This window comes from Bifidobacterium goeldii (assembly GCF_003951095.1).
Classification (GTDB): domain Bacteria; phylum Actinomycetota; class Actinomycetes; order Actinomycetales; family Bifidobacteriaceae; genus Bifidobacterium; species Bifidobacterium goeldii.
This window is the reverse complement of the sequence record NZ_QXGL01000011.1, coordinates 1-12,260: the sequence shown is the minus strand read 5'-3', so window position 1 is coordinate 12,260 and position 12,260 is coordinate 1. Positions and strand designations below refer to the sequence as shown.

General features: G+C 56.8%; 8 protein-coding genes. 6 read left to right on the top strand and 2 right to left on the bottom strand.

Features of this window, described 5'->3' with window-relative positions; translation table 11 throughout:
• Positions 1-151: 151 nt before the first annotated feature.
• From D2E25_RS09970 to D2E25_RS09955, 4 genes are all read left to right on the top strand, one after another.
• On the top strand, positions 152-1,150 hold the full coding sequence (locus D2E25_RS09970) for an aldo/keto reductase (protein WP_164514811.1): 999 nt from the start codon (positions 152-154) through the stop codon (positions 1,148-1,150).
• Between the two features lie 123 nt (positions 1,151-1,273).
• Positions 1,274-1,759 (top strand): MarR family winged helix-turn-helix transcriptional regulator, encoded by a 486-nt coding sequence (locus D2E25_RS09965; protein WP_125982397.1) that lies wholly within the window; start codon positions 1,274-1,276, stop codon positions 1,757-1,759.
• 125 nt (positions 1,760-1,884) lie between these two features.
• The gene (locus D2E25_RS09960) at positions 1,885-3,771 is read left to right on the top strand and encodes an ABC transporter ATP-binding protein (protein ID WP_125982394.1); all 1,887 of its coding nucleotides are present in this window, start codon (positions 1,885-1,887) and stop codon (positions 3,769-3,771) included.
• A 186-nt stretch (positions 3,772-3,957) separates the two neighbouring features.
• Entirely contained in the window at positions 3,958-5,910 is a 1,953-nt protein-coding gene (locus D2E25_RS09955; RefSeq protein ID WP_125982430.1) for an ABC transporter ATP-binding protein, read from the top strand.
• A 354-nt stretch (positions 5,911-6,264) separates the two neighbouring features.
• Here the strand turns inward: D2E25_RS09955 and D2E25_RS09950 are convergent, their stop codons facing one another.
• The gene (locus D2E25_RS09950) at positions 6,265-7,938 is read right to left on the bottom strand and encodes a hypothetical protein (protein ID WP_125982392.1); all 1,674 of its coding nucleotides are present in this window, start codon (positions 7,936-7,938) and stop codon (positions 6,265-6,267) included.
• Between the two features lie 167 nt (positions 7,939-8,105).
• Between D2E25_RS09950 and D2E25_RS09945 the strand changes: the two genes are divergently transcribed.
• The gene (locus D2E25_RS09945) at positions 8,106-8,654 is read left to right on the top strand and encodes an NADPH-dependent FMN reductase (protein WP_125982390.1); all 549 of its coding nucleotides are present in this window, start codon (positions 8,106-8,108) and stop codon (positions 8,652-8,654) included.
• A 237-nt stretch (positions 8,655-8,891) separates the two neighbouring features.
• Here D2E25_RS09945 and D2E25_RS10620 read toward each other — a convergent pair whose 3' ends face one another.
• Positions 8,892-10,172: a hypothetical protein gene (locus D2E25_RS10620; protein ID WP_206430769.1), complete on the bottom strand. Its 1,281-nt coding sequence runs from the start codon at positions 10,170-10,172 to the stop codon at positions 8,892-8,894.
• Positions 10,173-10,386: 214 nt separating this feature from the next.
• Between D2E25_RS10620 and D2E25_RS09935 the strand changes: the two genes are divergently transcribed.
• Positions 10,387-12,260: InlB B-repeat-containing protein (locus D2E25_RS09935; protein ID WP_164514810.1), on the top strand; the 1,874-nt coding region annotated here is incomplete at its 3' end.

Below are 12,260 nucleotides of genomic sequence, written 5' to 3'. Positions count from 1 at the left end.
TACGGCGGCACTACCCGCATCAAGTTGACGGTCGAAGCTCGCGACTTCCTCTCAGCCCATTCGGGCTCCCGTTCGGTTGCTCGTCCATCATAAGCCAAACCGCCTACGACATGCCACGCGCAGGGTCATGCCCTCCAGCAAAGATGGGAGCATGACAACGTTGCAGCATTCGGCGAATTTCGAGAACATCGTGGATTTCGCAGGTCACCATATTCCACGCCTTGGCATGGGCACGATGGCGCTTGCCATCGAGGGGCGACCGGATCGTGACACGGCAATCAGTACGATTCACGCCGCACTCGACGCCGGCGTGCGCTATCTCGACACCGCTTGGTCGTATTATCTGCCGACTGCGCCGGGCGCTGATGGCACCGGCGTTGCAAGCGACTTTGGCTACGGGGAGATGCTGGTGCGCGATGCGCTCGCCAGCTGGGATGGCCCGCGCGACGAAGTGCTGGTCGCTACAAAAACTGGGTATCGCCGAACGATCAGCGTTGCGCAGAACAATACTGACAGTCAACACACTGAGACTGCGCACGAACGCCAACGTTTGCAAGCTGCCGGCAGCCAGTATGGTTGGATGGCAGATTCTCGCCCGGAAACAATGATTCGCGATGCAAAAGAATCTGCGATGCATCTCGGAGTCGATACGCTCGACCTGTTGTATTCTCACGGCCCTGACCCGGCGGTTCCTTACGAGGAGCAGATCGGCGCGCTGAAAACGTTGCTTGACGAGGGTGCGATCCGCTACGCCGGCATTTCGCGCGTTGATAACGCGCAGATCGATGTAGCGCGCGCGATTCTTGGCGACCGGCTGATCGCTGTGCAAAACCAGTTCTCCCCCTCGCATCCTGACCCGGAGCATACGATGGAGCACTGCGCTGAGCTTGGAATCGACTTCGTGTGTTGGTCGCCGCTGGGTGGGTTCCTTGACCCGTTTGACGCACACGCATATGACCCATTCCGCGAGGTTGCAGCCGCGCGCGGCGTCTCATATCAGCGCGTGGTGCTTGCGTGGGAGTTGACTCGATACGACCGCTTGTTTACTATTCCGAGCGCGCGCAATCCGCATGAGATTGAGGATTCGTTTGCGGCGATTGAACTGCGGCTAACTGATGAAGAGTTGACGATGCTCAGTTCAGTAGCGTAAGCGTATGCACTGTAATGGTGACCAGTAATGGTGGTTCGGTCAGTAAAATATCTCCACACTGTAAGATATAACATTATTTACAGTGTAAGGTAAAAAGCAACGTGATGTAGAAAAGAGCAGGCGATGGGATTCGAGCAAGAAGCCGTTGATGAATTGTGGCGCACTGCGTGGTGCCACCGTTCTGACATGCAGCGAGAACTTGCACGTGGCGCGCAGGGTGAGATGTTTGCTATCCGCCAGCTCGCTCATCATGGCACGATGACGCCATCTCAGCTTGCGATTGCGCTGAACGCGACATCAGGCCGCATTTCGACATTGCTTTCCGCAATGGAGAAAAAAGGCTTAATTACGCGCGAAGTTGACCCAGATGATCGCCGCGTAGTGCGCGTGAACCTGACAGACAAAGGCCGCGAGCGCGGGCGGATGGACATGCAGGAGATGCGTGACGCAGTCTGTTGGATCTTCTCGCAGATGGGTGAGCGCCGTACGCGTGAATTCGTGGAATTGTCGCGTGAATTTATGACGTACATGTCGATTTGTAAGCCTGGTAAGCCGCGCCCAACAGCCGAGGAAGTGCGCAAAGCGTTCGAGGACGCGGCACAAGCGTAAGTAAACACTCGGTGTGTCGTTTTCAGGAAACACGCAGAATCGTATCTAATATCTTACACTGTAAGTAATTTAAGACTAGAAACTAATTTTTCACTTCACCGAATAATCAACATAGGGGAACCGTAATGCTTCGCATCATGAAATACCTCTCCAAAGCGGAGATAGGGCAGATGCTCATCGCCCTCGTCACCATCGTCGGCCAAATCTGGTTCGACCTTGAACTGCCCGATTACATGTCCGACATCACCACGCTCGTCGAGACGCCCGGCAGCGAAATGCGCGACATCTGGATCGCCGGCGGCAAAATGCTGCTCGTCTCGCTTGGCTCGGTTGCCTGCGCGATCGTGACCGGCTACATTGCTGCGCGCGTCGCCGCAAGCTTTGGCCAGCGCCTGCGCTCGCTCGAATTTAGCAAGGTCGAATCGTTCGGCCCGGCCGAAATGAGCCGCTTCTCCACCGCCAGCCTTATCACGCGCTCAACCAACGACATCACGCAAATCCAGATGTTCATCACCATGGGCTTGCAGCTCATCGTCAAATCGCCAATCATGGCCGTCTGGGCCATCATGAAGATCGCCGGCGACGGCTTCGAATGGACGCTCGCCACCGCTATCGCGGTCGTGATTCTGCTCGTCGCCATCGTCGTGTTGATGGCGCTCGTCATGCCGAAATTCAAGGCGATGCAGCAGCTTACCGATAACATCAACCTCGTCGCCCGCGAGAACCTGACCGGTCTGCGCGTCGTGCGCGCCTACAACGCCGAGGATTATCAGGAAGCCAAGTTCACCAAGGCCAACAAGGACCTCACCGACACGCAGCTGTTCACTAACCGCGCGATGGCCGTGATGATGCCGCTCATGAACACCGTGATGAACGGCCTCATGCTCGCCGTCTACTGGATCGGCGCCAGCCTGATCAACGCGGCCGCGCTCACCGACAAGCTCACCGTGTTCTCGAACATGGTCGTTTTCTCCAGCTACTCCGTGCAGGTCATCATGAGCTTCCTCATGATGAGCATGGTGTTCGTGCTCTGGCCGCGCGCCGACGTCTCCGCCCAGCGCGTGCTCGAAGTGCTCGACACCGACCCGCTCGTCACGAACGGCAGCGATACGGCCGCTGACGTAGCGCGACTCGGCGGCAACCAGACCGGCACCGTCGAATTCCGCGATGTGAGCTTCACATACCCCGACTCGCGCGAGCCGATTCTCGAACACGTCTCGTTCGAAGCCAAGCGCGGCCAGACCGTCGCGTTCATCGGTGCGACCGGCTCCGGCAAGACGAGCCTGATCAACCTCGTGCCACGACTGTATGACGTGTCTGCCGGGCAGGTGCTTGTTGACGGCGTGGACGTGCGCGACTGGAACCTGACCGCACTACGCGACCGTATCGGCTACGTGCCGCAGAAGTCCGTGCTGTTCAAGGGAACAGTGACCAGCAATATCAGCTACGGCGACAAGCCTGGGGAATCCGACGAAGCTGCTGCGACCATTACGCTCGCAGACACGTCCACTGCGGCCGGACGCCGACGCGAAGCCGCACAGCTCGCAGCTGACGCGGCGAACGACGGCAAACTGACCGATGACGAACGCCACCGCGTGCAGGAAGCCGCCGACGTTGCACAGGCGACGGAATTCGTCGAGCGCATGGACGACGGGTTCGACTCGGCAATCGCACAGGGCGGCTCGAACGTGTCCGGCGGTCAAAAGCAGCGTATTTCCATTGCGCGCGCGGTGTATCGCGATCCTGAAATCTTGATTTTCGACGACTCGTTCAGCGCACTTGATTTTGCGACCGACCGCGAAGTTCGCGACGCGCTTGCGAGCCACGCAAAAGGCTCCACCAAGCTGATCGTCGCGCAGCGCATCGGCACGATCATGAATGCGGACCGGATTGTCGTACTCGACGACGGGCGCGTAGTTGGGCAGGGCACGCATCGCGAACTGCTTGAAAACTGCGATGTCTACCGCCAAATCGCCGAATCTCAGCTCAGCAAAGCCGAATTAACCGCGTGACGCACAACCTTGGCCCCCTCGGCTGAGGGGGCTGTCAGCCGCAGGCTGACTGGGGGAGCGTCAGAAGGTGCACGTATAGCGCTTGTCTCTCCCTCCGTCACGCTTCGCGTGCCACCTCCCTCGTCAGAGGGAGGCGAGAATGCTTTTTCGAAAGGACTTATTATGCCAGGACCAATGAATCGTCCAATGGGACGCGGGCCGCACGGCCCGGCGGGCAACGGACCCGCAGAAAAACCGCAGGATTTCGGCAAAACCATGGGCAAACTCGTCCACTACTGCCGCAAGTACATCCCCGTCATTGTCATTGCGCTCGTTCTCGGCGCAGTCGGCACTGTCTTCCAGATCATCGGGCCGGACAAGCTCAAAGACATGACCAACGAGATCACCAAGGGCCTACCCGCGCTCGTTAACGGCAGGCCGGTCGCCGGAGCGATCGACTTCGGCGCCGTCGGCCGCATCGGCTGGCTGCTCGTCGCGCTGTACGTCGGGTACGCGCTGCTCAGCTACCTGCAGAGCTGGCTCATGGCAAACGTCACGCAGCGCACCGCGCAGGAACTACGCGAGTCGATCAGCGCGAAGATCAACAAGCTGCCACTGAGCTATTTCGACAAAGTCAGCTACGGCGACGTACTCAGCCGCATCACCAACGACGTCGACGCGATCGGCCAGACGCTCGGCCAGTCGCTCGGCTCGCTCATCACGTCCGTGACGCTGTTCGTTGGCGCGCTGGTGATGATGTTCTACAACAACTGGATTATGGCCCTGTGCGCAATCGGGTCGAGTTTGCTCGGACTCGTGCTCATGGGCGCGATCATGGCCGCTTCGCAGAAGTATTTCGCACGCCAGCAGGCCGCGCTCGGCGACGTCAACGGACACGTTGAAGAAATGTACGCCGGCCACCTCATCGTCAAAACGTACAACGGTGAAGCCGATTCAATTCGCCGTTTCGAACGCTACAACGCTGACCTGTACGATTCCGGCTGGAAATCGCAGTTCCTGTCCGGCCTGATGATGCCGCTCATGCAGTTCGTCGGCAACTTCGGCTACGTGGTCGTGTGCGTCGTCGGCGCGGCGCTTGCGATGGACGGGCAGATCGAATTCGGCGTGATCGTCGCATTCATGATGTACATCCGCCTGTTCACGCAGCCGCTCAGCCAGTTCGCGCAAGCGTTCCAGAACCTGCAGCGGTGCGCGGCCGCATCCGAGCGCGTGTTCGGCTTCCTCGAGGAGCCGGAAATGGCCGCGGAGCCGAGCAAGGAGGAGCTGCTTGGTTCTGTTGATCAGACTACACCGGCTGATCGCGGGTCTGGCCGCGCCGGGCATGCGACGACTGCCACGACCGGTATGACCGTCGCCCAGCGTTCGCAGCTGCTCGGCTACGACGACCACGGCGATCCGCAGCCCGTGCGCGGCGACGTCGAATTCGACCATGTGCGCTTCGAATACGAGCCTGGCAAGCCGATCATCAACGATTTCTCCGCGACCGTGAAGGCCGGCCAGAAAATCGCGATTGTCGGCCCGACCGGTGCCGGCAAAACCACGATGGTCAACCTGCTCATGCGCTTCTACGACATTGCTGGCGGGCGCATCACCATCGACGGCGTGGATACGAAGTCTGTGCCGCGTTGGAACGTGCACGATCAGTTCTCGATGGTGCTGCAAGATACGTGGGTGTTCCACGGTACTGTGCGCGAAAACATCGCGTATTCCAAGCCGGGCGTGACCGACGAGCAGATTCGCGAAGCCTGCCGCGCGGTCGGTTTGGACCACTATATCCAGTCGCTGCCGAACGGCTACGACACGGTGCTCGACGAAAACACGTCGCTGTCCGCCGGCCAAAAGCAGCTGCTCACCATCGCCCGCGCGATGGTACAAAACGCGCCAATCCTCATCCTTGACGAAGCAACATCATCGGTTGATACGCGCACGGAGGAGCTGATCCAAAAAGCCATGGATGCGCTCACTGTCGGCCGTACGAGCTTTGTGATCGCGCACCGCCTATCCACGATTCGCGACGCCGATATGATCCTCGTCATGAACCATGGCGACGTCATCGAACGCGGCACCCACGACGAACTGTTGGCCGCCGGCGGATTCTACGCCAACCTCTACAACAGCCAGTTCACGCTCACCGATTGACGGAGCGCCCTCTGCGTTGTTCCTCGGTCGCTGTGCTCAGCACAGCTTCCCTCGGTACGCCTTGAGGTCGCACGCGTCAACCGGTTCACTCCACTCGTTGGATAACGGAGTGTCCGCAGCACCGTGCAAAGCTTGAAGTATTTTTATACGTCGGCGCCTTGCACGGCACTGCGGACACACGCGTTATCCAACGAGCTACGCCCACCAGCTGACGGAGCGTTGTCAACTAAGTGCTGGGACAGTTCTAGACATGGATGCGGCTAGCCTCGGCCCCCTCAGCTGAGGGGGCTGTCAGCCCGCAGGGCTGACTGGGGGAGTGTCACTGCGTCCACATCCACAGCGCACTGTCAGTTATCAGCCCCGCACATGCCGCCCGCGTGCACGCACACGCGGAGCTGATGCACTAGCACGAGCGCGTGGCATACATCCGGCAGCCAGTGCAACGCCAACCGCAGCAACCACCAGCGGTTGCGCGTTAGCGACCGCATACACCCAAATCAGATCGCCATCCAAAAACACCAAAAACCAGCATTCAGCCGCCACATACACCAACGCGTACAACGCGAACGCCACAGCGATAAACGCTTCAGCATGCCGCCGAATCATGCCGAGCAAAGCACCGACCACTGCACACAAAGCGCCAACAACTGCCAAAACCACCCAACCGCGTTCAATAACTGTCGCAGCCCACAAGTGCCGCTGCGGTCGCTCGTTTTCATTGATATACGCGAGATACGTGTCTTTCACCTCTTGCGCACGCGCAGTGGTAATCGGCCGCGTATCAACAATCGGCGCCTGCCATTCGCGCGGAATCAGCGTTTGTAACATTGCGGGGCCAACAAGCGGCAGCACGCGATCGCGAACATCATCCCACGAGATTGGCGCTACAAGCTTGCCCGGCGTAAACCGCTGATCATACGTGATTTCGCCGCGCGCAGCCGCATCATCAAGCTGCTGATTCGCCCGCGCAAACAGTTGTTGAAGATCCGCTTGACTCGGCCACTGATCGCCGTTCGCTGAGGAGATCGCATAGCGCAACTGCCATGTTAAATAATCGCCCCAAATACCTAGATCATCACCGTGATTTTCGCGGTACATGCCTGCCATGAGGTACGGTCGCAAGTTCTCCAGTTCAGGCGCGGCCTTCAACGCTTGATCAATGGCCGTATCTGGCGACCAACGCTTGTACGTGCGATTCGGCGCTTCAATGCGATACACGCGTGACACGAATCCGGCAAGCTCGCCTTCCGTACGCGTTTCCAGCAGATTCACACCCCAAAAATGTTCAGACCGCGCGCGAGCAGCCATGTCGCCAGCGACTGGGATCAACAACACAGGAAGCAGCACCAGTACGCCTGCAATACGCCGTTCGCGCGACGTCAGTGTTTTGATAACGCACGCGATGCACGCGACCAACACCATCGGAATAATCCACAGTGAATCTTCTTTAGCGAGCCAAATCCAGCCAGTAGTAATACCGACGATCAACGCCCACGCCAAACGCGATACCCACGAGCGTGCAACAAACATTGCGACTAGCGCCGCCGCGAGCAGCAGCACAGCAGGCGAAAGAATCGACCCGCGATAAGCGCGCTGCCCGATTTGCGCGTCAAAACCAACCGGGCACCATACAGCAAGCGTGAATGCTATGGCAGTTACCAGCCAGCGGCCGCATATGCGCTGCACGGTCCACGCGAGCGCTAATGCTGCCGCAATCCACGCTGCAGCAATCCATATGGTGAGCGGCACGTGAGACAGATGCACGATTTTTAAGAACAGTGAAAACCCGGGGCGCTTGGTGATGGTCAGATAGTCGTTAACGCCGCCGATTGCCTCGCGCACAACAAGCCCATCGTCAGCTGGCGCCCAATACGGCTGGTTAATATTCCACGAGTACGACAGCCAAACGCGCATAATCGCGGACAATACGATGTATGCAACAACGCTTGCAGCAACCCAGTTATGTGGTGCTGGGCGGAAAGATGCCGTGCTAGAACGGTGCTGCGGAGCGCGTGCGTGAGAGGCCATGGAATTTATGATATTGCGAGGCTCGCCATAAGTACTATTGCGCACGCCGCGCAAACGATTGCACAAGTTTTCTTTTTCTTAATTTGCTGTTAGCGGACAGCTGTGCGGATGTTATAGGCATCGCGTAACAATGGGAAAGATAGTAATTATTTGTTGAAGGAGTAACTATGTCCAAGATCCTGTTCATCGTGGGCTCTCTGCACAAGAATGGTTTCAACAAGCAGCTCGCTGACGAGGCTGCGAAGCTGATCGGCGATCGCGCTGAAGTGAGCTTCCTTGATTACGCTGCCGTTCCGTTCTTCAACCAGGACGAAGAGTTCCCGGCACCGGCTGCTGTGGCTGAGGCTCGCAAGGCTGTGACTGAGGCTGATGGCGTGTGGATTTTCAGCCCTGAATACAACTACAGCTACCCGGGCCTGCTGAAGAACCTGCTCGACTGGCTGTCCCGCCCGCTGGAGCCGTACCCGGCTGAGTCCGTTTCCGTGCTGGCTGGTAAGAAGATCGCGCTGAGCTCCGTCTCCGGCCAGTCCGCTGGCGCTGGCACTCGCGGCAAGCTCACCGAGGTGCTCGGCTTCAACAAGGCCGAACTGCTCGACGATCAGCTCGGTGTAGTACTCGCTCCTGAGTCCTGGGGCACTGGCGACCTCAACCTGAGCGACGAGGGCCGCACCAAGCTCGGCGCCGAGGCAGACGCGTTCCTGAAGTTCATTGGCTGAGTGACTATATAGCGTTTGCGTACGCGATCACGATTGCGCGCGCGTAGAACACTATCGCGCGCATAGCGATCGCATATAACGAAGAAATCCCATCCGAGATACAACTCCCGGATGGGATTTCTTGTTTACAACACATGTACTCGTCAGCCGCAGATAAATTCTGAGTGACACTGTGATAGTGGCAATATCTCGATCTTTGACTGATACATCCGCATTGGTTTCATATTTTCTCTGAGACTATACATCCCACCTCTGCGCAATGTTGATAATCGCGGACAGTGGATGTCCTGTTGTCTGTGTTGAAGGTTCCACTGCACTAAAGCTGGTGTCCCATGTCCATGGCTTGCCATCAGGGCCGTCACCCGGAATGTTGGACGTACCCTTGATGGTTACGTCAGCACCCCACACAGGCTGGCCATCATTGCTATACGGAGTGTCTTCCTTACGCGCCTCGCCTAGCTTAACAACGTCGCCGCGTAAACCGAAGAAATCACTAGTATCGTTCCAAATGCCGACGGTACCATAGTCACTGCTATCCGTACCGACCTTTACATGAATATCCTTAATGCTGCCATCAATTGAATCACCATTGCGCGCTACGCTACCTTCGGCAGCAAAGATAAATGGTGGATACATAGTGGTTCTTGATCGGCCAATTTCCATGTCATTCACGAAGAACTTAATGGTGCCGTCTGAATACCATGACAGTCGTACCTTAACATCTTGCCCCTGTGGGGCAGACTTCAAGTAAAGATATTCCTTGCCCTCGGGGCCAGGTTCTGTGGCATGTCCCATCACGTTCTCGACCAAGAATACTGTGCTGCCCGGGAATTGTGGGTACACGTTGCGAATATCTTTTTCGTATTGAATACCAAACGAAACGACAGCACTGCCTCCGGAAATATCAATTTTTGTATGGTATCCAGAACCGGCACCACGTAGGTTCATTACACCTTCGATCGATGCGTAAGCATCATCTTCGGCTTGAGTAACTTTCGGAGCAGGAGACCCCTCGTCTACTGCATACCAGCCGATACCTTCGTCATTCCAACCAGCAGCTACCAACATGCTGCGCTCGCCCGCACTCGTCGTGTAGTTGTGAGCACCAGCCCGAGCGTTGGGATTGTACTGTCGATAAAGCGGTACGCGTTTTTCGTCATCCGAGTACCAGCCGATGCCTTCGTCATTCCAACCAGCTTCTACCAGTACATCACGCTCGTATTTGCTTGTTGTGTAATGATGATCACCAGCATTGGGATTGTACAGTCGATACACCGGACGTTTAGATTTCTTCGGCGCAATCCAGCCGATGCCCTCATACTGCCAGTGATCATACAAAAGATTTTCGCGTTCACCCTCATTGGCCGTATAGAAATGCTCGCCAGAGTTCGGATTATATAGACGATACATCGGAGCCGTATTCGCGCTGTCATAGCTATTATTCGCGTTACTGTCGGTATTTCCATCAGTTGCCGCATAAGACATGACAGATGACGCAACAGACACGGAAATTGCCATAATCAGTGCACATATGCTAGCTAAACAGCGATATGCCAAGTGAGTATACAAACGCATTTGTGAATCCCTTCCCAACCGATTCTCCGCTGCATTCTATCAGCTGATCGTTGCGAGCATTCTGGAGCAACCGAAAAGTTAGTTTGATCAGTGCAGCTCTTGACAATTTCTGACGATTTCAAGCGTGCCCATAGCCCTAAAAGAAAGGTTCCTGAAGATGACAGGAAATACTAAGGTTTGGCGCGCGCCTCTGGCCGGCCTCGCCTCGCTCGCGATGATCGCGACGATGGGCGTGTCCGCGCTGACCGCGACCGCTGATGAGGCGAAGACGTTCACGTTTGACGTGGATGGCACGAACCTCAAGTTTGACACGAAGGCCAATGTTTCCGGTGTTACCGTTGCTAAGGATGGCAAGTCTGCTGCGGTCACCGATGGTGGCGATGGCTACCTCGATAAGAGTGATGTCGTTAAAGCTGAGCTCGCTTTGGATCCTTCTTATCAGTCGACGTACACGCTGACTGGTTGGGAGAATGCTTCTGGCACGCTGGTTGCTACTGATGCTGCAAACGCGGATAAGGTGACCGACACTACCGTGACTGCTCGCTATGCACGTTCTACGGATGTGTATAACGTTGTGTTCTCTGGTGTCTACACGGTTGCTGATGTCCCGGTTGCTAAGGCTGATGGCAAGCTGGCTTCTTGGCAGTTCCCGACGGATACGGACCGTCACGACGGTAAGCTTCTGACTGGTTTTGTGGCTGACAAGCAGACCAGCCAGGCCGTGACTGCCGATACCGATCTGGCCAATGTGGTCACCAAGGGCTCTAACGAGGCTGACGTCAAGGCTGTGACCGTGGATTCCGCTGCGGTGACTTTCTCCAGCACGGATCACTCCGGCAAGTCTTGGACGCTGAACACGAAGAACGAGGGTAACGACTACGTCGTGGAAGTCGAGAAGGGTAAGACTCTCGCTGACGCTGGCGTTAAGGAGCTGCCGGTTGCTTCTCAGCCGTCCACTGATCCGTACGGTACTGCAACCACGCGTTACACCAGCACGTTCTCTGCTGCGTCCGGCAAGGATGCAAAGGCTATTACGCTGAGCACTGCTATCTCTGCCAATGTGACCGTTAAGCCGAACTACGGTGTCAGCGAAGGCTACACTGTCACGTTCGTGAGCGAAGGCAAGGTCGTGTCCACCCAGCTCGTGGCTGCCGACAAGACCATTACCAAGCCGGCTGATCCGACCAAGAAGGATGATACCAACGTCAAGTGGGCATTCAAGGCTTGGCAGCTGGATGGCAAGGATTACGACTTCTCTAAGAACCCGGGCAAGAACATTACCCTGACTGCGAAGTTCGAAGCTTCTTCAATCCGCGTCCAGTTCGACCCGAACTACGGCAAGGAGCCGGTTGCTTCCAAGTGGTTCTCCACTGGTGACTATTTCGAAGCCCCGGTCTACGCTCGCGATGGCTATGAGCTTTCTTGGCCGGGCGCTCCGGAAGGCGCTAAGCTTACCATTGATGGCACTAACCTGAAGTACGTGGTCAACAATGAGGAGACCGCAGCCAAGACCGGTACGATCACTGCTGGTCAGACCTTCAAGGCGGACTGGAATAAGCTTGCTCAGGCTGAGTACCTGACGCAGATCGAAGGCCGTGTGGATCGTAACCTGAAGGATTCCGAGGCCAAGAAGTGGTATACGCTGGCTTCCTACAACCAGTACAAGAAGGACTTCCAGGACTACCTCGCCGATAAGGCTGAGGCGGCTAAGAACGGTTACACCGAGAAGAAATATAAGGAGCTGCTCTCCAAGGTCAAGGCTCTGCAGGCCAAGATCGTCGAAGTTGGCGACACCCCGCTGTACCGCGTGTACAACCCGAACAACGGTGACCACTACTTCACCACTGACAAGAATGAGGCTTCTCACCTGGTAAATCTGGGTTGGAAGGCTGAAGGCGCACCGTACAAGGTTGTTGCCGACCGTTACAACAGTGTGACCTTCGGCACGGAGGATGATGGTACCGCTCGCGTCGTCCATGTGTCCGCAAGCCTTGGCACTGAGCTGCACAGCGTGTACAACCCGAACACTGG

Excerpts from the sequence above, each read along its gene's own strand:
- D2E25_RS09970 (WP_164514811.1), top strand. The coding sequence starts at position 152 with ATGACAACGTTGCAGCATTCGGCGAATTTCGAGAACATCGTGGATTTC.
- D2E25_RS09965 (WP_125982397.1), top strand. The coding sequence starts at position 1,274 with ATGGGATTCGAGCAAGAAGCCGTTGATGAATTGTGGCGCACTGCGTGG.
- D2E25_RS09960 (WP_125982394.1), top strand. The coding sequence starts at position 1,885 with ATGCTTCGCATCATGAAATACCTCTCCAAAGCGGAGATAGGGCAGATG.
- D2E25_RS09955 (WP_125982430.1), top strand. The coding sequence starts at position 3,958 with ATGGGACGCGGGCCGCACGGCCCGGCGGGCAACGGACCCGCAGAAAAA.
- D2E25_RS09950 (WP_125982392.1), bottom strand. The coding sequence starts at position 7,938 with ATGGCCTCTCACGCACGCGCTCCGCAGCACCGTTCTAGCACGGCATCT.
- D2E25_RS09945 (WP_125982390.1), top strand. The coding sequence starts at position 8,106 with ATGTCCAAGATCCTGTTCATCGTGGGCTCTCTGCACAAGAATGGTTTC.
- D2E25_RS10620 (WP_206430769.1), bottom strand. The coding sequence starts at position 10,172 with ATGGCAATTTCCGTGTCTGTTGCGTCATCTGTCATGTCTTATGCGGCA.